This window comes from Paenibacillus sp. SAFN-054, assembly GCF_051966755.1.
Classification (GTDB): Bacteria; Bacillota; Bacilli; order Paenibacillales; family Paenibacillaceae; genus Paenibacillus_AQ.
The window spans coordinates 406,269-426,827 of record NZ_JBQCKS010000002.1; the positions used below are offsets into that span (position 1 = coordinate 406,269).

General features: G+C 49.7%; 20 protein-coding genes. 5 read left to right on the forward strand and 15 right to left on the reverse strand.

Annotation, left to right across the window (positions count from 1 at the left end; all coding sequences use genetic code 11):
- Positions 1-110 precede the first annotated feature (110 nt).
- Entirely contained in the window at positions 111-1,091 is a 981-nt protein-coding gene (locus ACTHPM_RS13235) for an aldo/keto reductase (protein ID WP_440395897.1), read from the forward strand.
- Positions 1,092-1,199: 108 nt separating this feature from the next.
- Here the strand turns inward: ACTHPM_RS13235 and ACTHPM_RS13240 are convergent, their stop codons facing one another.
- From ACTHPM_RS13240 to ilvB, 4 genes are all read right to left on the reverse strand, one after another.
- The gene (locus tag ACTHPM_RS13240) at positions 1,200-2,741 is read right to left on the reverse strand and encodes a 2-isopropylmalate synthase (RefSeq protein WP_440395896.1); all 1,542 of its coding nucleotides are present in this window, start codon (positions 2,739-2,741) and stop codon (positions 1,200-1,202) included.
- Positions 2,742-2,993: 252 nt separating this feature from the next.
- Complete coding sequence (gene ilvC, locus ACTHPM_RS13245) at positions 2,994-3,986, reverse strand: ketol-acid reductoisomerase (protein ID WP_440395895.1); 993 nt, start codon at positions 3,984-3,986, stop codon at positions 2,994-2,996.
- Positions 3,987-4,133: 147 nt separating this feature from the next.
- Entirely contained in the window at positions 4,134-4,619 is a 486-nt protein-coding gene (gene ilvN / locus ACTHPM_RS13250; RefSeq protein WP_440395894.1) for an acetolactate synthase small subunit, read from the reverse strand.
- Between the two features lie 2 nt (positions 4,620-4,621).
- Positions 4,622-6,367: a biosynthetic-type acetolactate synthase large subunit gene (gene ilvB / locus ACTHPM_RS13255; RefSeq protein WP_440395893.1), complete on the reverse strand. Its 1,746-nt coding sequence runs from the start codon at positions 6,365-6,367 to the stop codon at positions 4,622-4,624.
- A 561-nt stretch (positions 6,368-6,928) separates the two neighbouring features.
- Between ilvB and ACTHPM_RS13260 the strand changes: the two genes are divergently transcribed.
- Positions 6,929-7,372 (forward strand): GNAT family N-acetyltransferase, encoded by a 444-nt coding sequence (locus ACTHPM_RS13260; protein ID WP_440395892.1) that lies wholly within the window; start codon positions 6,929-6,931, stop codon positions 7,370-7,372.
- Between the two features lie 7 nt (positions 7,373-7,379).
- Here the strand turns inward: ACTHPM_RS13260 and ACTHPM_RS13265 are convergent, their stop codons facing one another.
- The 9 genes from ACTHPM_RS13265 to ACTHPM_RS13305 all read right to left on the reverse strand — a co-directional run bounded on the left by ACTHPM_RS13265 (position 7,380) and on the right by ACTHPM_RS13305 (position 15,677).
- Positions 7,380-7,718: a hypothetical protein gene (locus ACTHPM_RS13265; protein WP_440395890.1), complete on the reverse strand. Its 339-nt coding sequence runs from the start codon at positions 7,716-7,718 to the stop codon at positions 7,380-7,382.
- A gap of 173 nt (positions 7,719-7,891) precedes the next feature.
- Entirely contained in the window at positions 7,892-8,854 is a 963-nt protein-coding gene (locus ACTHPM_RS13270; RefSeq protein WP_440395889.1) for an ABC transporter permease, read from the reverse strand.
- Positions 8,855-9,934 (reverse strand): ABC transporter permease, encoded by a 1,080-nt coding sequence (locus tag ACTHPM_RS13275; RefSeq protein WP_440395888.1) that lies wholly within the window; start codon positions 9,932-9,934, stop codon positions 8,855-8,857.
- Positions 9,934-11,469 (reverse strand): ABC transporter ATP-binding protein, encoded by a 1,536-nt coding sequence (locus ACTHPM_RS13280; protein ID WP_440395887.1) that lies wholly within the window; start codon positions 11,467-11,469, stop codon positions 9,934-9,936. Before ACTHPM_RS13280 ends, ACTHPM_RS13275 begins: the two co-directional genes overlap by 1 nt.
- A gap of 117 nt (positions 11,470-11,586) precedes the next feature.
- Complete coding sequence (locus tag ACTHPM_RS13285; protein WP_440395886.1) at positions 11,587-12,621, reverse strand: BMP family ABC transporter substrate-binding protein; 1,035 nt, start codon at positions 12,619-12,621, stop codon at positions 11,587-11,589.
- 440 nt (positions 12,622-13,061) lie between these two features.
- Positions 13,062-13,421, reverse strand: a complete 360-nt coding sequence (gene rplT / locus ACTHPM_RS13290; RefSeq protein WP_440395885.1) for a 50S ribosomal protein L20 — start codon at positions 13,419-13,421, stop codon at positions 13,062-13,064.
- A 31-nt stretch (positions 13,422-13,452) separates the two neighbouring features.
- Positions 13,453-13,653 carry a 50S ribosomal protein L35 gene (rpmI, locus tag ACTHPM_RS13295; protein ID WP_076173245.1) on the reverse strand — a complete coding sequence of 67 codons (201 nt, stop codon included), beginning with the start codon at positions 13,651-13,653 and terminating at the stop codon, positions 13,453-13,455.
- Positions 13,654-13,671: 18 nt separating this feature from the next.
- The gene (gene infC / locus ACTHPM_RS13300; protein ID WP_440395884.1) at positions 13,672-14,169 is read right to left on the reverse strand and encodes a translation initiation factor IF-3; all 498 of its coding nucleotides are present in this window, start codon (positions 14,167-14,169) and stop codon (positions 13,672-13,674) included.
- 269 nt (positions 14,170-14,438) lie between these two features.
- Positions 14,439-15,677: a glycosyltransferase family 2 protein gene (locus ACTHPM_RS13305; RefSeq protein WP_440395883.1), complete on the reverse strand. Its 1,239-nt coding sequence runs from the start codon at positions 15,675-15,677 to the stop codon at positions 14,439-14,441.
- A 666-nt stretch (positions 15,678-16,343) separates the two neighbouring features.
- Between ACTHPM_RS13305 and ACTHPM_RS13310 the strand changes: the two genes are divergently transcribed.
- Entirely contained in the window at positions 16,344-16,871 is a 528-nt protein-coding gene (locus tag ACTHPM_RS13310; protein WP_440395882.1) for a phosphatase PAP2 family protein, read from the forward strand.
- 52 nt (positions 16,872-16,923) lie between these two features.
- Positions 16,924-18,057 carry an MGDG synthase family glycosyltransferase gene (locus ACTHPM_RS13315; RefSeq protein WP_440395881.1) on the forward strand — a complete coding sequence of 378 codons (1,134 nt, stop codon included), beginning with the start codon at positions 16,924-16,926 and terminating at the stop codon, positions 18,055-18,057.
- Between the two features lie 56 nt (positions 18,058-18,113).
- On the opposite strand, the gene trmB is transcribed toward ACTHPM_RS13315, so the two are convergent.
- Together trmB and ACTHPM_RS13325 are read right to left on the reverse strand one after the other, a co-directional pair.
- A complete protein-coding gene (gene trmB / locus ACTHPM_RS13320) occupies positions 18,114-18,884 on the reverse strand; it encodes a tRNA (guanosine(46)-N7)-methyltransferase TrmB (RefSeq protein WP_440395880.1) in 771 nt (256 codons plus the stop codon).
- A 263-nt stretch (positions 18,885-19,147) separates the two neighbouring features.
- Entirely contained in the window at positions 19,148-19,336 is a 189-nt protein-coding gene (locus ACTHPM_RS13325; RefSeq protein ID WP_440395879.1) for a hypothetical protein, read from the reverse strand.
- Positions 19,337-19,604: 268 nt separating this feature from the next.
- Here ACTHPM_RS13325 and ACTHPM_RS13330 point away from each other — a divergent pair, with 268 nt between their 5' ends.
- Positions 19,605-20,558, forward strand: a complete 954-nt coding sequence (locus ACTHPM_RS13330; RefSeq protein WP_440395878.1) for a TIGR01212 family radical SAM protein — start codon at positions 19,605-19,607, stop codon at positions 20,556-20,558.
- Position 20,559 lies beyond the last annotated feature (1 nt).

A 20,559-nucleotide genomic window follows, 5' to 3' on the forward strand; every position in this document is an offset into this window, starting at 1 on the left:
GAAAGCAACCTTCTCGCCCCGAATCGTAATTTCTCACATTCCTATTCCCCTCTTCTCCGGTTAAAATGGTATTGTATGGATCCAAATCTGCGCTGAAGGAGTGAACGAATTTGCAATACACCTATCTCGGTAAATCAGGTCTCAAGGTCAGCCGCTTGTGCCTCGGCACGATGAATTTCGGCCCGGCAACGGATGAAAAGGAAGCGTTCCGCATTATGGATGCCGCTTTGGATGCAGGAGTGCAATTTTTTGATACCGCTAACATTTACGGCTGGGGCCAAAACTCCGGTCTTACGGAAACCATTATCGGCCGCTGGTTCGCCCAAGGCGGTGGCCGGCGCGACAAGGTCGTGCTTGCCACTAAAGTTCATGGCAACATGCATGATCCGGCAGACGGACCCAACAGTACGGAAGGATTGTCCTCCTACAAAATCCGCCGCCACCTGGAGGGCTCGCTGAAGCGCCTTCAGACCGATCATATCGAGCTGTACCAAATGCATCACGTGGACCGCAATGTATCCTGGGACGAGCTGTGGGGATCTTTCGAGCTCGCCGTGTCACAGGGCAAGATCGGATACGTCGGCTCCAGCAACTTTGCGGGCTGGCAAATCGCGCAGGCGCAGGGCGAGGCACAGAAGCGCCATTTTCTCGGTCTCGTCGCCGAACAGCATAAATATAATCTGAACTGCCGCCTGCCTGAGCTTGAAGTTCTGCCTGCAGCCAAAGCTATGGGTCTCGGGGTCATTCCTTGGAGCCCGCTCGACGGTGGCATGCTTGGCCGCAATGCGCTGAAGAAGCTCGAAGGCACGCGCAGCGGGAAGAACCCGAACAAGATCGAGAAGCACCGGACACAGCTGGAAGCTTTTGCCGAGCTCTGCAACGAACTGGGCGAGCCTCAGGATAACGTTGCTTTAGCCTGGCTGCTCACGCACCCTTCCGTTACGGCTCCCATCATCGGCCCGCGGACGCTTGAGCAATTCGAGTCGTCGCTGCGCGTCGTCGATATCAAGCTGGATGAAGCCGTACTCAAGAGATTGGACGAGATCTTCCCTGGTCCTAGGGGCGAAGCTCCCGAAGCTTACGCCTGGTAACGGGAATCACTGGTTTGACTGATATAAGCCGCATAAACAACGCAAAGGCAGGCCGCATTAAAGCGGTCTGCCTTAGTTGTCTGTACTGTTTCCGGTATTATTCAAGTTTTACAAACTTGCTTTTTCCCTTTTGCCAAAGGTTTTGCGTTTCTCGATCAACTGGTTCAGCGCATCCACGTATGCTCGTGCGCTGGCTTCCAGAATGTCCGTGCTGAGTCCGCGGCCCTGAGCGGAGACGTCGTTCTGGGTCAGAACGACATGCACTTCGCCTTGGGCATCCTTGCCGCGCGAAACGGATTTGATCGAGTAGTCGGACAAGGTGACTTCCTCTCGGGTCGCTTTATCGATCGCATTATAAATTGCGTCTACCGAACCGTTACCCTCCGCTTCCTCTTCGAGCTCCTGCTCCTGCTCCTTGATGATCCGCACCTGGGCCGTAGGCACAGAACGGTTTCCGTAGGTGACGTAGATCGTCTCAAGCTGATAAACTTCCGGCGTATCGACCAGTTTCTCTTCGACCAGCGCCATGATGTCATCATCCGACACTTCCTTCTTTTTGTCCGCCAGCACTTTGAACCTTGCGAATGCCTGATTCAGCTGCTGCTCATCCAGCTCGTATCCCATATCCATCAGTTTTTCGCGGAACGCATGGCGTCCGGAATGCTTGCCGAGCACCAGCTTGCTTTCCTTAAGGCCGATCGTTTCCGGTGTCATGATTTCATACGTCGTTTTCTCTTTCAGCATGCCGTCCTGGTGAATGCCGGACTCATGGGCAAAAGCGTTCGCTCCCACAATCGCTTTGTTGCCGGGAACGACCATGCCGGTCAGCTTGCTGACCAAACGGCTTGTGCGGGATATTTCGGAAAGATTCAGTGAGGTCTTCGCACCGAAGAATTCATTCCGGGTCTCAAGCGCCATGGCGATCTCTTCAATCGCGGTGTTACCTGCACGCTCGCCGATACCGTTAATCGTTCCTTCGATTTGGTCTGCTCCGTTCTGAATGGCTGCCAGCGTATTGGCCGTTGCCATCCCGAGGTCGTTATGACAGTGCGCGCTCAGTTGTACCTTCTCAATATCTTTAACATTCTCTTTCAGGTGTCTGAAAATCGCCCCGTATTCGGCCGGGTTCAAATAACCCACCGTGTCCGGAATGTTCACGACCTTGACGCCTTCATTGACCGCCATGGATACCATTTCCACCATGAAGTCCAGCTCGGTGCGGCCGGCATCCTCCAAGGAAAACTCAATTTTGGAAAAATACTTCTTCGCATAACGCAGTGCAGACTGCGCGGTTTCCAGCACCTGGTGTTTTTCCATCCGCAGCTTATGTTTCCGGTGAATCGGCGATGTGGCCAGGAAAATATGAATGCATGGGTCCTGCGCGCCGATGAGCGCCTCCCGGACCGCGTCGATATCCTGCTCCCTCGAGCGGGACAAGCCAATGACCGTTACGTTCTTCACGGCTTTCGCTACCGCATTCACGGCTGCCAAGTCTCCAGGGGATGCCGCCGGGAAGCCGGCTTCCATCCGGTCAATGCCCAGTTTCTCTAGCTGATAAGCGATTTCAAGCTTCTCGCGGGTGTTCAAGTTTACGCCAGGGGACTGCTCTCCGTCACGCAATGTTGTGTCAAATACATAAATTTTCCGCAAGTCCAAGGCACCTCCTTCATCGATCAAAGCCTTGCAAGTGCTCACTTCCCAAGCTTTGCAAGGTTTATAAATTTTACAGCTTCATAAATTGAACTAGAGAAAGGGAAAGCACTTCGCCTGTATTCCAGCTTGAAAACCTGGAGAAACGAAGTCAAACTTTAGTCCATTTTATATCCCTAAAGTTCTGATGCGGCTCACGCATATGCACGGCCGCATCAAAAAGGATCAATATCGTATAAATATAATTATTTCTTATTTTTTAATCCAATGCATCATTTCGCGAAGCTGCGCACCTACAACTTCAATCGGATGATTGGCTTCGTTGCGGCGTGTCGCATTCAGGAATGCGCGGTTCGACTGGTTCTCCAGGATAAAGTCGCGAGCGAATTTACCTTGTTGAATGTCGGAAAGAACTTCCTTCATCGCTTTCTTCGTTTCTTCGGTTACGACGCGCGGTCCAGTGACATAATCGCCATACTCAGCCGTATTGGAGATAGAGTCACGCATGTTAGCCATACCGCCTTCATAGATCATGTCGACGATCAGCTTCATTTCATGCAGGCACTCGAAGTATGCCATTTCTGGAGCATATCCTGCTTCTACCAGTGTTTCGAATCCGGCTTTGATCAGCGCCGTTACGCCGCCGCAAAGAACTGCCTGCTCACCGAACAGGTCGGTTTCGGTTTCTTCACGGAAGGAAGTTTCGATAACCCCTGCACGAGTACAACCGATACCTTTAGCATAAGCCAGGCCGAGTTGTTTGGCTTGTCCAGTCGCGTCCTGCTCAATGGCGATCAGTCCAGGTACGCCGAATCCTTCAACGTAAGTACGGCGAACCATGTGTCCTGGGGACTTTGGAGCTACCAGAAGGACGTCTGCGTCTTTAGGTGCCACGATTTGTCCGAAGTGGATGTTGAATCCGTGGGAGAACATCAAAGCTGCGCCTTTTTTCAGGTTTGGTTCGATGTCATTTTTGTACACGGAAGCTTGCGTTTCGTCCGGCATCAGGATTTGTACGACATCTGCTTTGCTTGTCGCTTCGGCAACGGAGAGAACTTCGAAGCCGTCGTTTTTCGCTTTATCAAAAGATTTGCCTTCACGAAGGCCGATAATCACTTTTACACCGCTGTCACGCAAGTTTTGTGCTTGGGCATGCCCTTGGCTGCCGTAACCGATGACGGCTACTGTTTTGCCTTTCAATACGCTGAGTTCTGCATCCTGTTCGTAATAAGTCGTTACTGCCATGTTATAAATCCTCCTTTGATTTTAAAAAAGAACCCTCATGAAGAGCGGGTGTTTCAAGAGACCCCTGCCCGTCTATAAAAAATGGTCTGATCTCCTCAAACCCCCGCTCTTTGCGGGTGTTTTCATTAATGCGTTTTCATTGCATGTTTATACATTTCCGCGAATCATCGCTGTGACACCGGTCCGGGAAAGCTCCCGGATACCGTATGGCTTCAGCAGCTCAATCATGGCATCAATCTTGGTCGTATCTCCCACAACCTGCACCATCAGGTTATGACTGCCGATATCTACGACGGATGCGCGGAACGTTTCAACGACTCCCATGATTTCCGGGCGTTCTGCCGGCTCGGCATTGACTTTGATGAGCGCGAGTTCCCTGCCTACCATAGGACTTACGCTGAGATTAATGACTTTGATGACATCGATCAGCTTATACAGCTGCTTCTCGATCTGCTCGAGCGTCTGCTCGTCGCCGATGGTGACGATGACCATCCGCGAAAGACCCGCTTCTTCCGATTGTCCGACGGTGATGCTTTCAATATTGAAACCACGGCGTCCGAAGAGGCCGGATACTCTTTGCAAAACGCCTGGCTGGTCATTCACTAAAACGGCAATGGTATGTCTCGTACTCATATTTATGCATCTCCCAACAACATTTGATCAATGGTCGAGCCTTGAGTTACCATCGGGTACACGTTTTCACCCTTGCTTACCACGAACTCGACAACGACAGGTCCCGGTGTTTCAAGCGCTTCCGCCCAAGCTTTGTGAGCCTCTTCCTTGTTCGTCGCCCGAAGCCCTTTGACACCGTAAGCCTCCGCCAGTTTCACAAAATCAGGACTACCCTCAAGATCGATATGGCTGTAGCGGTTGTCGTAGATCAGCTCCTGCCACTGCCGAACCATGCCGAGTACCTGATTGTTGATGATCACGATCTTGACCGGAATGTTGTTGATCGCGCAGATGGCCAGCTCTTGCGAGCACATCTGCATGCCGCCGTCACCATTGATCGAGATGACGAGGCGTTCCGGATGCGCCATTTGGGCACCGATTGCGGAAGGCAATCCAAAGCCCATCGTTCCAAGGCCGCCGGATGTGATCCACGAACGCGGCTGGTTGAATTTGTAATACTGGGCTGCCCACATTTGGTGTTGGCCGACATCCGTCGTAACGATCGCTTCGCCTTTGGTCGTTTCGTTCAGCATTTCGATAACCCACTGCGGTTTGAGCACGCTATCCGAATCCTGGTAGCGGAATGGCTGTTCCATTTTCAGCTGCTGGATTCGCGTTCTCCATGCGTCCGCTTTGGCTGCGCGTTTGACTTCCGGATTCAGCATTTCCAGAACCGTTTTTACATCACCGACGATCGGGATGTCCGTCGGAACGTTCTTGCCGATTTCCGCCGGATCGATGTCGATATGCACGATTTTGGCATGAGGGGCAAATCCGTTCAGATTGCCTGTAACCCGGTCATCGAAGCGGGCCCCGATGTTGATCAGCAGATCCGATTCCTGGATCGCAATGTTCGACGTATACGTTCCGTGCATGCCCGGCATTCCCGTCCAAAGCTCATGCCCGCTCGGGAAAGCGCCAAGTCCGAGCAGCGTCGTGGTGATCGGAATCTCGGTCCGTTTCACGAACTCATAAAGAGCCTCATGTCCGCCGGAATAAATGACTCCTCCTCCTGCCAGAATCATCGGACGCTCGGCATCTTCAATCGCCTGCACCAATTTGTCCAGCTGGAGTTTGTTTGGCACCATCCGCGGGTTATAGCCGCGAAGGTTTACCGCGTTGCTGCTGGGCTCAAACAAAGTCAATGCTGCCGAAACATCCTTCGGAATGTCGATTAACACCGGACCTTTGCGACCGGTCGAAGCGATGTGGAATGCTTCATGAATCACCCGCGGCAAATCCTTCACGTCTCTTACCAGATAGCTGTGCTTCGTAATCGGCATCGTGATGCCGGTAATATCCGCTTCCTGGAAAGCATCGGTTCCGATCAAGGTTGTGGCTACGTTGCCGGTAATGACAACCAGAGGAACGGAATCCATGTAAGCTGTGGCAATTCCTGTGACCAGGTTTGTCGCCCCCGGTCCCGACGTTGCTATACATACGCCGACTTTGCCGCTAGCTCTCGCATAGCCGTCTGCCGCATGGATTGCTCCCTGCTCATGACGAGTCAGCACATGCTTGAAATCCTCAAATCCATACATCGCATCGTAAATATAAAGCACTGCCCCGCCTGGATATCCGAAAACACACTCGACGCCTTCAAGTAAAAGGCTGCGAAGCAATATTTCCGAGCCGGTAATGACTTCCGGCTTCATCCATTTCTCACGTAGTTGTTCTGTAGACCGCACTTCAGGAATTTGCGCGCTCATCAGTCATCCTCCTCCTCATAATTTACATACATGTAACATGCTAAGAAAACAAAAAACCTTCCGTCCTCCGCGCAGAAATATTCTGTGCGAGGGACGAAAGGTTGTGCTTCCGTGGTACCACCCATATTTGCCATACATCTCACGATGCGAGGCCTCACCAGGTATAGAGATAAGGAGCGACTGTCGAAGCATCCGCTATTTCCCATACCCAAAGTCCGTAACGTGGACTTGACGATTCTCCCTAATAGGCTTTAACGCGTTTCAGGAGAACAGCTCCGAGGTGAGCTCGTATAAAAGGGATTTTGGTGGAGGTTGCAGCAGTTCCTCACACTCTCTGAGCAAAAGGGCCCTTTAAACTTCGTCCTCTTCATTGCCGATCACGATATATTCGTTAAAATGTTTAGACACATTATATGATCCATCGAACTTAAAAGTCAATACCCATATTTTTAAATCCACAATTTCGTCCTGGCACCGGACCACACACCGTCTCTCCCCCTCGCTCATATGATGTCAGTAAAAATATTTGATGAAGCCCATCTTGAAGGGAGGACAGACGTCATGATCAGGTACCGGAGGCCCAAACAAGACGACGCGTTCATTTTTCAATTAATCGATTCCCAGCTTGTCCCGCTTTCGCATTTAAACACAGTCCAGTTGGAAGCCGTCCGTAAGGATATTCCCAAAAGATTGGGACGCGGCATCACGCTGATTTCCTGCCAGAATTACGAGGATAATCCGCTTGGCTTTGTTCATTTCATGCTGCATGGCGACCTGCTGTATATCGATATGCTGGCCGTTGCACCCGAATCACAACGCAAAAGATGGGGCAATACGCTGATGGTTCACGCGGAAAAATTTGCGGCGTCACGCGGGTGCAAACGGTCCAAAGTGATGGTTGATGCCGGTAACGCCAGCGGCTTATCTTTTTATAAAAAGCTGGGTTATGTGACAGTGCGATATCACACGCAAAATCAATGTTATGAGCTGGAAAAAAACTTATGAAGCGGTGTTAGAAAAATCCGAATCCACCCGGATATCCAGGGTATCCGCCGCCGTATCCGATTCCCGGAGCGCCGTATGGATAAGGTCCGAGGCCATGACCAGGGCCGAATCCGGGACCATAGAAGCCGCCGGCATATGGAGCCGTGCCAATCGCAAGCAAGTCGAACAAGACGAGAGGAATGATCGCCTTGGTTTGTACGCTTTTCCCTTTGGAACGTTGAAGAATCAGGCGATTGCCGGAGATGCGAACCAGTTTGCCGGTAACGAGATTGCCGTCCTTCTTGACCGCCACGATCTGCTGACCTATCAGCTTTTGCGCTTGTTTGCGGGTTACAGTCTGTTGCATGAAATCCCTCCTCCAAGTATGTTCAATGACAGTCTATTCCGCAAATTACCGATGCGCTTGTTCCATAGCCCGGTGTACCTTCAAGTTGGGTGCCTAGCTCTCTATCGCAACAAAAAAGGCTGCATCCCAAATTGATGGAATGCAGCCTCTTTGACATGGATATATGTGATTTTCTACCGTTTGCCCGGATCGTACGGTTCCCCGAGTGCGGCAGGCGCGGAAGATTTCCCGACGGCAGCCACAAGCACGATGACCGTAAGCACGTAAGGCAGCATGTAAATGAATTCCTGCGGAATGTCTTTGGACCAGTCGAACAACTGGAAGTAGTTGCCAATGGCCTGGGAGAAGCCGAAAAACACAGCTGCACCAAAGGCTCCGACCGGATTCCATTTACCGAATATCATTGCCGCGATCGCGATAAAGCCCTGCCCGGAAATCGTATTATGAGAGAACGTATTGGTTGTGGTCAGTGTGATTGTTGCACCGCCCAGAGCCGCTAGCGCGCCGCTCAAAATAACGCCGATATAGCGCATGCGCAGCACCTTGACGCCCACCGTATCCGCAGCGCTCGGATGTTCGCCGACCGCGCGGAGACGAAGACCGAACGAGGTCTTGTACAGCACGTAGAAAGATACCAGCACTAAAATAATCGCCAGATACGTGGTCGGGTAGTTGTTAAAGATGCCTTCCCCGATAATCGGAATTTCCGACAGAAACGGAATTGCCCACTTTTCCAGACCAAAATTCAGAAGCGTTGTCTCACCAGCGCCGTCGAACAGCAGTTTAACCATGTAAAGCGTGCTGCCTGCCGCCAGGAAGTTGATCACGACGCCGCTGATTACCTGATCGGCCTTGAATGTGATGGACGCGACGGCATGAATCAGTGACGCAATAATCCCCATGACCAAAGCAGCCAGTAATCCGATATATGGTGAGGCTGAACCCATGCCCGCATCTTCAGCATAAAAGGACGCTACACCTGCAGCGAATGCGCCAAAGGTCATCAGACCCTCGATGCCGATATTGGTCACACCGGAACGTTCAGAGAAGATGCCGCCCATGGCAGCAAAGATGAGCGCCGTAGAAAATACGAGCGTCGTATTCATCAGCTGGCCGATTGTTGTCATCCAATCCATTTACAACACCTTCTCTTTCTTGCGCTTAAGATACAGGGGTTTGAGAACCCAGCGCACAATGCCTTGCGCAGCGATGAAGAATATGATCGAACCGATGACGATTCGAATGATTTCCGGAGGAACGTCCGCACCAAAGCTCATGCCTGCGGAGCCATAAGTCAGCACGCCGAACAGCGACGCCGACAGCAAAATACCGAACGGATGGTTCATGCCGATCAGTGCAACCGCGATGCCGTCAAAGCCAACACCAGGTGAACCTGTGAAGACCGCCTGATAATGGAAAACGCCCAGCACCTGGAATGCGCCGCCCAGGCCCGCAAAGACACCACTGATAAACATGGCTTTAACGATGTTTTTCTTCACGTTCATGCCCGCATATTTAGCCGCATCGCCATTATGCCCTACCGCTCTCAGCTCGTAGCCCTGCTTGCTTTTCCACATATAGATAAAGAAGAAGACCGCAGCCAAAATAGCAATGATCGTACCCCAGTGCATCCGTGCATTATCGAATGCCTCGGACAGCCAGCCAATGGAAATGGACGCAGTGTCCTTGATTTCTTCGGATTTTTGCTGACCTTCTTGAAGCAGGAATGTATTAACGATGTAGTTACTCAAATACAAACCGGTCCAGTTTAACATAATCGAAATGATAACTTCGTTAACGCCGCGTTTGGCTTTCAGGTAACCGGTAATTCCGGCCCAAATGCCGCCCGCAAGACCGCCGGCAATAATCGCCACAAGCGCATGCACGACGATCGGAAGACCTGTCAGCTTAATACCGACGGCTGTTGCCGCTGTCATCCCTACGATGTATTGACCTTCCGCACCAATGTTAAACAAACCTGCGCGGAATGCAAACGCAACCGCCAGACCCGTCATAATCAGCGGTGTAATTTCGCGAATTGCTTCTCCAAAATCATACGTATTGCCAAACACCGTTGAAAACAGGGAGCTGTATGCCAGCAGCGGGTCATAACCGCCAACCAGCATGATAATTGCACCAACGATAAGGCCGAGAATGATAGCTACGACAGGCACCAGGAGGTTGTTCACAGAAAAGATTTTGAATACTTTGCTCATCATGCCTTCCCTCCTGCGATTTTACTGCCTGCCATCATCAGACCGAGTTCCTGATCATTGGTTTGCTCCGGCAGTACCTCGCCGACGATTTGTCCTTCATAAATGACGGCAATCCGGTCGGATACGTTAATAATTTCATCCAGCTCAAAAGATATGAGCAGAACAGCCTTGCCTTGGTCCCTCTGTGCTACGAGCTGCTTCTGCACGAACTCGATCGCACCGACGTCCAGACCGCGCGTCGGCTGGGCAGCAATGAGCAGATCCGGATTTTTGTCTATTTCCCGGGCTATAATCGCCTTCTGCTGATTACCCCCAGACAGAGAACGGGCTTTCGTCTCAATGCTTGGCGTTCTGACGTCGAAATGCTCGATCAAACGCTTAGCCTGCTTGTCAATGGCGCTCTTGTTCAAGAACCCAGACCGATTGTAAGGCGCTTGATAATAGGTTTCCAGAACCATGTTTTCGCTCATGGAGAAATCCAGGACAAGTCCATGCTTATGCCGGTCCTCCGGTATATGGGAAACGCCGCTTTCCGTAATATGGCGTGGACTTTTATTGGTGATGTCCTTGCCGTTCAGTTCAATCATGCCGCCATCGACATGGGAAAGGCCCGTCAACGCCTCAATCAGCTCACTTTGGCCGTTGCCGTCAACTCCTGCTATTCCCAGAATTTCACCCGCGCGGACTTTCAGGTTCAGATTGTTCAATACGGCGATGCCGTCCTTGTTCTTGGAGGTCAATCCTTTCACCTCAAGCACCGTCTCTTTCGGCGCCGCAGGCTTCTTGTCCACTTTGAAGGAGACGCTGCGTCCGACCATTTTCTCCGCCAATTCATTTGGATTGGTTTCTGCCGTCTTCAAGGTATCGATCACCTTGCCCCGGCGAATGATCGTAACAGTATCCGAGATTTGCATGATCTCTTTCAGCTTATGCGTGATGAGAATAATTGACTTGCCTTCCTCGACGAGACGTTTCATGATTCCCATCAACTCGCTAATTTCCTGGGGTGTCAGCACAGCGGTTGGCTCATCAAAAATAAGAATGTCCGCTCCGCGGTAAAGCGTCTTCAAAATCTCGACGCGCTGCTGCATGCCAACCGAGATATCCTGGATCTTGGCATTCGGATTAACCTTTAAGCCATACTGATCGGATAACTTTTTGATTCTGGCAACCGATGTCTTGTAATCGACTTGGATTCCCATTTTCTTCGGCTCCATGCCCAGCACGATATTTTCGGTTACGGTAAAAGGCTGAACGAGCTTGAAATGCTGATGCACCATGCCGATCCCGAGCTCGATCGCCTTGTTCGGGCTATCGATGAGAACAGGCTTGCCGTTTATCTCAATGCTTCCTTCATCAGGCTGGTACAATCCGAAAACAATATTCATCAAGGTGGACTTCCCTGCACCATTCTCTCCGAGCAGTGCATGGATTTCGCCCTTATGCAGCTTCAAGCTGATAGAGTCGTTGGCAACGATGCCGGGAAAGCGTTTGGTTATTTGCTTTAACTCAACGACAGGGGTTGCTGCAGCCATGAGATCACCCTTATATCATTATTTTTGCTAAAGAACGTAAGACAAGGCTAGTTATATCAACCAGCCTTGCCGTTTAATAAACACATGAAATTCAGTGGATGAACAGAGCGAGAAATATTATTTCTCAGGAACTTTGATTTCGCCGCTGATGATTTTTTGTTTGTAATCTTCTACTTCTTTCAGTACGTCAGCAGGAACGTTTTTAGTTGAAGTTTCAGCCAGACCTACGCCGTTTTCTTTCAGACCCAGCATTTCGGATCCGCCTTTGAACGTACCGTCGATCACTTCTTTTGTCACTTTGTCAACAGCAGTCGTTACGCCTTTAACCATCGAGGTCAGCGTTACGTCATCGCCGAATTCCAAGGATTGGTCCTTGTCCACGCCGATAACCCAAACTTTGCTGCCGCCTGCTTTGTTGCGCGATTTAGCTTCGTTGAACACGCCTGTGCCGGTCGCACCGGAAGCGTGGAAAATGATGTCTACGCCGTCATTATACATCGTAGATGCAGCCGCTTTACCTTGGTCAGGCTTGTCGAATGCGCCAGTGTAGTTGATTGAGATTTTGGCATCCTTGTTGGCTGCTTTTACACCAGCTTTGAAGCCTGCTTCAAAGCGTTCGATAACTGGAATCTTCGAACCGCCGACAAAGCCGACTTTACCTGTTTTCGTCATTTTACCAGCAACGACGCCTACCAGGAAAGCACCTTCATTCTCGGCAAACGTGACAGAACGAACATTAGGAGAGTCTACAACAGCATCGATGATCGCCAGATGTGCTTCCGGATTTTGGTCAGCAACGGTTTTCATGTCCGCGCCAAGGTCAAAACCGATTCCCCAAGTGAGGTCGTATTTGCCCTTCACGTATTTGTTCAGGTTGGTTACATATTCTTCTTTAGACTTACTTTGCAGATATTGAGCATCAATGCCTTTGTCTTTCTTCAAACCTTCGAGAGCTTCCCAAGCGGATTGGTTAAAGGATTTATCATTAACCCCGCCCACGTCGGTTACCAGACCTACTTTAACAGCCGACTTTGCAGTTCCTGCGGAATCTCCACCGGATGCGCCTGTCTCTTCTTTCTTCTTGCCGCAACCAGCGAGTACCACTGAAAATGCAAGCAGCATGATCAGCGACAACTTGAACATCTTTTTCATTGAATTTTGTCCCCCTAGAATGAATTCTTTCCTCTCATTCGCACGAACTCTTCAGCAATTGATCTATGGTCAATTAATTGCAGTAATGAGCTTGTACAAATGTTGGACTTTTCACATTTCAGATTATACCTGCTCGAATCGTCAAAATCCAGCATATTTATATCACATTTGAAAACTTTTTTTGAATAAAAACGAAAGAAAGCGCTTTATTTCGTAAAATACTTACAGGGAAAGTGACTTACATGTCACCTATTGTAACAATATCCATTCATACTTTACTAGACTACCGCAGTATTACGGTACTAAACGCATTAATTCAGACGAAAAGAAGTATTTGATGTCAGTTTTTTTGGCATCAAACAGCGCCGGTCAGTTCGGGCGTTTTTACTCCAAAAAAAAACCGCCGGTTAAGGCGGTTTTTTCTATACGTTCACGCAATATTAAGCGTTGATTTTTTCTTTGGCAACGGTAGCGATGGAGTTGAATGCGTTGATGTCATTCACCGCAAGATCAGCCAGCATTTTGCGGTTGATGTCCACGCCAGCCAGTTTCAAACCATGCATCATTTTGTTGTAAGACAATCCGTTCATGCGGGCAGCCGCATTGATACGAACGATCCACAATCTGCGCATGTTGCGTTTTGTTGCGCGACGGTCACGGTATGCATATACCAGGGACTTCATCACTTGTTCGTTAGCTGTTTTAAAAATGCGGTGTTTGGAACCGAAATAACCTTTTGCAAGTTTCAATACTTTCTTATGTCTACGACGAACAACGAATCCGCCCTTTACTCTTGCCATAATAATAAACCTCCCAAAAATGTGTTGTTAACTATTTCAAGTTAGCCAAGCCTTGTTTCAAGCGTCTTACATCCCCCGGAGCCATTTCTGGGTTACCAGCGAGCACGCGTTTAGCGCGTTTGGATTTGTGGGAAAGCAAATGGTTTCTGTAAGCTTTGTAACGAGTTACTTTACCGGAACCAGTTACTTTGAAGCGGCCTTTCAGGCTGCTATGTGTTTTCATTTTAGGCATTGTACTTCCTCCTCAGGACTATTGGGCTTTTGGAGCCAGAATCATGATCATACTGCGGCCTTCCAATTTCGGTTGGCGTTCAACTGCGGAAATCTCGGCGACCTCTGCTTTGACGCGTTCCAGAATCTTTTGGCCAATGTTGGCGTGTGTGATCTCACGTCCGCGGAAACGGACGGAGCATTTCACCTTGTCGCCCTCTTTCAAAAACTTGACGACATTGCGAAGCTTGGTTTGGTAATCATGCTCCTCAATGTTAGCTCGGAACCATACTTCTTTGATATCAACGATTTTCTGATTCTTACGGGCTTCTTTTTCTTTTTTCTGCTGCTCATAACGGAACTTGCCGTAATCCATGATGCGGCATACCGGTGGTTTCGCCTGAGGCGCCACATTCACCAAGTCAAGATTCAGGTCAATCGCCATTTGAAGTGCTTCCCGAATCGGTTTGATACCGATCTGTTCGCCTTCCGCGCCGACCAAACGAACTTCCTTCGCCCGAATTTCGTCATTAATCATATGATCCTTACTGATAACCGTCCACCTCCATGTTCATATGGGTGATTCTCAAGAAAAAGCAAAATTAAAAGGGATACCGGTGTCAACTACCAGCATCCCTATGATCAATTCTTCATGAAATTTCGCATTCATAAATCATCGGATCAATAACCCGCCAACCTTCGTCAGTCAGGTGAGAAGCTGGTGCTTCTGCTTGAAAATCCATTTTGTTGTAACGTACTTGAATACAATATCACAGAAGCGCATTCGTTGTCAACCTAATTTTAAAGTTAACCCTGCTTGCTCTGCACTTCCTCCAAACGTACCACCCGAGTGTGCTCGGTATGGCTCCACTGCTTGTTGTTTTGCGTAAAGAAGGCATAGAACGTAATTGGATACCAGGAAATCAGGTAGATTGGGAAGAGTATCAGATAGAGATACACCTTCTTGTAAGTAACCTTTTCCAGGAACATGGCGGCCAGGAAGGTAAACACGTTGGCAGCTATGGCTGTAAAGCTGAGCCATACCGGCAGATATCCGTACAGGTTCGCAATATGCGGACCTTGGAAGAACGTGCTGTCCACCCACATCACGGCCGTCATCAGGAAAGTCAGGAGCACGATGTATACGTTCGCTCCATACAAGGCAAGGTCCAGTTTGACCAGGCTGCGTTCCTTGATGCTCTGCCACAGCAGCGGGAAGAAATAACGCCGTGCCACCGTGAAGTGTCCCTGCATCCAGCGCAGACGCTGTCTGGCGGAAGCCTTGAACGTCAGCGGCTTCTCATCGAATACTTTGGCGTCGTAGTTAAACTTCGGATACACACCGCGCTTAACGCTGCGCATCGTAAACTCCAGATCCTCAACCAGGCTTGTCGCGCCCCAGCCGATTTCCTTCAGCAGGTTCGTTTCAAAGCACATCCCCGTGCCTCCGAGAAAGTTGGCCATATTCATGTTATGGCGCGAAAGCTGCCATAGGCGGTTGATGTACCAGTAAGAAATACCGTAAGCGGCGGTGATCCAGGAATCCTCGGGATTCTTGGTATCGATGTAGCCTTGAATGACGCGTGCGCCGGAGCACAGATCGTCGTTCATTTCCTTCAGGAAGTTCACGTCCGCCAGGTTGTCGGCATCAAACATGACGACGGCGTCGTATTGGCGAGGCATCGCCCAGAGCTCTTTGAGCATCCATTCGATGGCATAGCCTTTGCCGCGAAGATTGTTATTCGTGCGGACGCAGGCGTTCATGCCGTGCTCGCGGACGATCTTCGCCGTATTGTCCGTGCAGTTGTCGCAAATCACGAAAACGTCATACAGCTCCTTCGGATAATCCAGCTGTTTCAGGTTCTCCATCAATGCTCCGACGACCTGCTCCTCATTGTGGGCGGCCACCAGCACTGCAAAGGACTTTGTTGCCGGGAAATGCTGTTTTTTCTTTTTTCTGTACAGACCCAATATCGAGAATACAAACTGGTATACACCGATCGCGGCAAGAACGACCTGCAGCGCGACGAAAATGGCGTCTAACATGTTTCTCGGAACCCCCCTTTTTTACCCCTCATAATCGATTTTTCTCTCTGTAGATTACGGATTCTTTTTTACGGTTCTTTTTCTATGACCCTTTAAACCCTTGACATTCGAACGTTTGATTATTGGTATGTCTTCGAACGACATATCGATTTTCCACGGTTTTCGGCTTTTTGTCAAAAGCTCAATAACTGCCCTTGCACCTAAAAAGCGGAAAAGAAGCGTTATCCTGACAGCCTGAGAGGCTTCAAGCTTATATTCATGACCGTTAGTTCTTATTTTCAGCTATTTACCTGTTTTTTATTTCTTAAGTCCCCCCTTTTTTTAATCATCATTTCACTTATCCAATGACATCATAACCGTATTCCATATTTATAAACGAAATAAGTACAAGAAAAGTTAAACGATAAGCTGCCTGTTCACAAATAAAAAAGCGATAGTTGCGAATTTAAGACTTTATGAACTCTTAAACGCAAAGCCGCTGTTTGAATCATTGTAAAGGTTCTGTAAAGTGAAGTCAAAAATACCTCATCTTTACTCGGAATTCAGGACTTTCGCCTTGAAAAAGACGCCGATAGAAAATATGATTAATTGAAAGTAGAAAGGCCGGTTCCGCCGAAAGTACAAATACAGCCTTGGACAGCCAAGGCATGAAAGCGGAGGAATGGTATGAGACGTTTGCTCACGAGATTCATACAACTGGACAGGATGCTGTTTCAATATATTAACGGACGTCTCCATAACCGGTTTCTTAATTTCTGGCTCTATTATATTACGCACCTGGGGGGCGCTACCTTCGCGATTGCCGCGAGCGTGCTGATCTGGTACTTCGGATCGCCGTCCTGGAGCAGGTCCGGTGCGCAGGCTGCCGTATCCCTGGCCGTGAGCCATATTCCGGTCGCTGCCGCCAAGAAGCTCTACCCGAGGCTGCGGCCCCATCTGGCACTTCCGGGAACACGGACCTTCCGCAATCCGCTTAAGGACCATTCGTTTCCATCCGGCCACACGACTGCCGCCTTTTCCGTGGCCATCCCTCTCATCATAGGACATCCGGAGTGGATATATTTAATCCTTCCTCTGAGTCTTATGGTAGGGGTTTCCCGAATCTATTTGGGACTTCATTACCCTTCCGACGTGCTTGCCGGTGCGATCATAGGCACATCTGTCGCTGCAGGAACAGTTGCATTGTGGCCCTAAAGCCGATAATGTTGGATTGTAGGAAAAACAAGCAGGAACAGGTGAACAGAGCGTGATAAAAAAAAGAGTATTGTTGTTATCTGAAGGCTTTGGGGCTGGACATACTCGGGCTGCGTACGCACTCTCAAGCAGTCTACGCAAACTCTCACCGAATGTTCAGACGAAAGTCCTTGAACTTGGAAGTTTTCTGAATCCGAAGGTTGCGCCTTTAATCATCACAGCCTATAAAAAAACCGTTTTATCCCAGCCAAAACTGGTCGGCATGATGTACCGCCATCAATATAACAAGTCGCTGAACCGTTTTACGACGCTTGCATTGCACCGCATTTTTTACACACATACGAAGAATGTCGTCAACCAGCTCAGGCCGGATATCGTCGTTTGCACGCATCCGATCCCGAGTGCCGTCATTTCGCGTCTAAAGCGCCTGGGAGAAAAAATATTGCTCTGCACGGTCATTACCGATTATGATGCACACGGCACATGGATCAGCCCGGAGGTCGACAGATATCTCGTTTCCACGCAAGAGGTGCGGGACAAAATGATCCAGCAGGGCGTTCCGCCTTCCAGAATCAGGGTGACCGGCATTCCGGTTCATCCCAGCTTTTGGGAGCATCCTGAAAAGGAAGAAATTCTTGAAAAATTCAGGCTAAAGGATATGCCGACCGTCATGGTCATGGGGGGCGGCTGGGGCATTATGAGCGATGAGGTCATCAATGATTTCCTGACCCGTTGGAGAGACGACGTCCAGTTTCTATTTTGCCTTGGAAACAACGAAAAGGCTCTTAAGAAGCTGGAGCAGGATCCGCGCTACAATCATCCCAACATCCGCCTGATCGGCTTTACGCTTGAAGTGGATAAGCTGATGGAGGTATCCGACCTGCTTGTCACCAAGCCGGGAGGCATGACGTGCACCGAGGGCTTGGCTAAGGGCATCCCCATGCTTTTCCATCATCCTCTGCCAGGTCAAGAGGAAGAAAACTGCCAATACTTTACATCCCAGGGACTGGGCGAGCCCATTTCCTCCCTTGAGGTCATCGTCAAATGGATGAACAAGCTGGGCACCGAGCTGGATGCCATCCGCCAACGCAGGGAAGAGCAGCTTAAGAGCATTGCCCGTTACCGTCCGATGGAAAGCGCGCAAAGCATCATTGATATGCTGGAATCAAAGAAGGTGCCTTCCTAGGAAGGCACCTTCTTTTTCTCATATAAAATCGTACAAATATTAACTCTAGAACTCTACTATTCCTGATCGTCCTGAGTTTGGTCCAGTGATTCACTATCGGTCCCGGACTTCTCTTGCATGCGGTAATGATCGAGGCGGTGTGCGTTGTAACGAAGCAGCGCCTCTTCCCCTACGATTGCCTCGCAGCGGTGAATATTGACGCCTTGCCCGAAAAACTTCGTTTCGTATTCCGTCATGACATGCGCTTCATTCGCTCCGTCCCGGTGCAGATGAAGCGAAATATTCGTCATCTGAAGACCATAATCGGCGAACGCATTCAAAGAGAATTCAAATAAGGTCTGCGAATCGGTTTTCAGGTGGATTTCTCCGTTTGAATTCAACAAACGACGGTATTTGTCCAAAAACCGCGGATGTGTCAGACGACGGCGTGCATGCTTCGCTTTGGGCCAAGGATCACTGAAATTCAAGAAAATCCGCTCGATTTCCCCCTCTTCAAACACTTCCTCCAAAAACTCGACATTGGCCAAAGCCAGGCGCAAATTCGGAGGAACTTCGACATTCCGCTCCGACCAAGCAATCCGCGCCTTCTCGCTCGCCCGGCGGATCAGTTCGTCATACATGTCGATCCCTATGAAATTGACGCCCGGATTCCGATAGCTCATCTGACTGATAAACTGGCCCTTGCCCATGCCAAGCTCCACGTAAATCGGATGGTCATTGCCGAACAGCGTATGCCATTTTCCTTTATACGACCGGGGATCGAGAATGACGAAGCCTTCCTGCTCCTCCAGACTCTCCCGGATTCCTTTTCTGCCGCGTAAACGCATGTTATACCTCCGCTTTCTACTGAACTGGATAAATTGAACTAAAGAAAAACGAAGGCTCTTCATCTGTTTCCGGATGGAATCAAGAAAACGCAAGGCTAGACTCTAGTTCATTTTATATAGCTACTGCAATATTGTGCCGAAGATGCGGCCAAATGTAAAGGGTCAATAAAAAGAAAAAGAATTCCGGCCTCCCTGCAAACAGAGGGGCGCAGAATTCCTTTTCCAAATCTATTTGGAATTGGGGTCCAACGAATTCATTGTTGCTAGTCTAACCTATCTTGGTACTGAAAATCAAATGTCTTTTCGAAGGCTTTCCGAATTTTGCGGCGTGCCTCCGCCTTGACTTCCGGATTCCCGTTGAATTTCACGCCGGTCAGCGCCAGCGCTTCCTCGGGAGTCAGTTCCACAGCGATTTTACCCTTCTCTGAAGCTTCCTTTGTTAAAGAATTCATCCTTATCACCTCACGGATCATATGGTTACCGAGACGTCATGCTTTTATGAATTCTGTAATGTAATTACCCAATCTGAGAGCGTTTGACGCTAAATTAAATATAACATTTCATGTAAGTTATTTCAATAAAGCATATGCCCGTTTTTGGCCGATCATGACTCATTCTTTCCCTTTCATACCCTTCGATGATTTTTTTTGCTACAATAGAGCAAGCGTAAAAGCACACCAAGGTTTAACCTTGCCGATATGCCATAAAGGAGTACCTGAAATGAACTTACAGACGGCTGATTCTCCGCTTTTATGGGGAGACAAAAGATTTCATACCTGGAATACCGAAATGCGTGCCGAGTTTAACGAAAAGGTTTTTAAAGTGATGCTCGACGCCGGCTTTACGTGCCCGAACCGCGACGGCACGATCGCCCGGGGCGGATGCACCTTCTGCAGTGCAAGAGGATCGGGCGACTTTGCCGGCAAACGGCGTGACGACCTTGTCACCCAATTTAACGATATCCGGGACAAGCAGCATTTGAAATGGCCGAACGCCAAATATATCGGTTATTTCCAAGCCTACACCAACACGTACGCGCCGGTGGAAGTGCTGCGGGAATATTATGAGACGATTCTGCAGCAGCCGGGCGTGGTCGGCCTGTCGATCGCGACCCGTCCCGACTGCCTCCCGGACGATGTCATCGAATATTTGGCCGAACTGAACAAACGGACTTATCTATGGGTGGAGATGGGACTGCAAACCGTCCATGATTCCACTTCCGAGCTGATTAACCGGGCGCATGATACCCAATGCTTCGTCGATGCCGTAGCGAAGCTGCGCAAGCACGGCATCCGGGTATGCGCGCACATTATCTATGGCCTCCCGCAGGAAACCCATGAAATGATGCTCGAAACCGGACGCGCCGTAGCCCAAATGGATGTGCAGGGCATCAAAATTCATCTCCTTCACCTCATGAAGGGCACGCCGATGGTGCGTCAATATGAAGCCGGCCTGCTGCGCTTCCTCGAACAGGACGAGTATATCAAGCTGATCGTCGACACGCTGGAAATGCTGCCGCCGGACATGATCGTTCACCGTCTCACCGGCGATGCGCCGCGGAAGCTCTTGATCGGCCCGACGTGGAGCATGAAGAAATGGGAAGTGCTGAATGGAATCGATGCGGAACTGAAATCACGGGGCACTTGGCAGGGTAAGTATTGGAGGAGAGCTTAAC

What these genes read in the sequence shown, in the direction of transcription:
- ilvC (WP_440395895.1), bottom strand. Translation starts at nt 3,986, where the DNA reads ATGGCAGTAACGACTTATTACGAACAGGATGCAGAACTCAGCGTATTG.
- ilvN (WP_440395894.1), bottom strand. Translation starts at nt 4,619, where the DNA reads ATGAGTACGAGACATACCATTGCCGTTTTAGTGAATGACCAGCCAGGC.
- ilvB (WP_440395893.1), bottom strand. Translation starts at nt 6,367, where the DNA reads ATGAGCGCGCAAATTCCTGAAGTGCGGTCTACAGAACAACTACGTGAG.
- ACTHPM_RS13260 (WP_440395892.1), top strand. Translation starts at nt 6,929, where the DNA reads ATGATCAGGTACCGGAGGCCCAAACAAGACGACGCGTTCATTTTTCAA.
- ACTHPM_RS13265 (WP_440395890.1), bottom strand. Translation starts at nt 7,718, where the DNA reads ATGCAACAGACTGTAACCCGCAAACAAGCGCAAAAGCTGATAGGTCAG.
- ACTHPM_RS13270 (WP_440395889.1), bottom strand. Translation starts at nt 8,854, where the DNA reads ATGGATTGGATGACAACAATCGGCCAGCTGATGAATACGACGCTCGTA.
- ACTHPM_RS13275 (WP_440395888.1), bottom strand. Translation starts at nt 9,934, where the DNA reads ATGAGCAAAGTATTCAAAATCTTTTCTGTGAACAACCTCCTGGTGCCT.
- ACTHPM_RS13280 (WP_440395887.1), bottom strand. Translation starts at nt 11,469, where the DNA reads ATGGCTGCAGCAACCCCTGTCGTTGAGTTAAAGCAAATAACCAAACGC.
- ACTHPM_RS13285 (WP_440395886.1), bottom strand. Translation starts at nt 12,621, where the DNA reads ATGAAAAAGATGTTCAAGTTGTCGCTGATCATGCTGCTTGCATTTTCA.
- rplT (WP_440395885.1), bottom strand. Translation starts at nt 13,421, where the DNA reads ATGGCAAGAGTAAAGGGCGGATTCGTTGTTCGTCGTAGACATAAGAAA.
- rpmI (WP_076173245.1), bottom strand. Translation starts at nt 13,653, where the DNA reads ATGCCTAAAATGAAAACACATAGCAGCCTGAAAGGCCGCTTCAAAGTA.
- infC (WP_440395884.1), bottom strand. Translation starts at nt 14,169, where the DNA reads ATGATTAATGACGAAATTCGGGCGAAGGAAGTTCGTTTGGTCGGCGCG.
- ACTHPM_RS13305 (WP_440395883.1), bottom strand. Translation starts at nt 15,677, where the DNA reads ATGTTAGACGCCATTTTCGTCGCGCTGCAGGTCGTTCTTGCCGCGATC.
- ACTHPM_RS13310 (WP_440395882.1), top strand. Translation starts at nt 16,344, where the DNA reads ATGAGACGTTTGCTCACGAGATTCATACAACTGGACAGGATGCTGTTT.
- trmB (WP_440395880.1), bottom strand. Translation starts at nt 18,884, where the DNA reads ATGCGTTTACGCGGCAGAAAAGGAATCCGGGAGAGTCTGGAGGAGCAG.
- ACTHPM_RS13325 (WP_440395879.1), bottom strand. Translation starts at nt 19,336, where the DNA reads ATGAATTCTTTAACAAAGGAAGCTTCAGAGAAGGGTAAAATCGCTGTG.
- ACTHPM_RS13330 (WP_440395878.1), top strand. Translation starts at nt 19,605, where the DNA reads ATGAACTTACAGACGGCTGATTCTCCGCTTTTATGGGGAGACAAAAGA.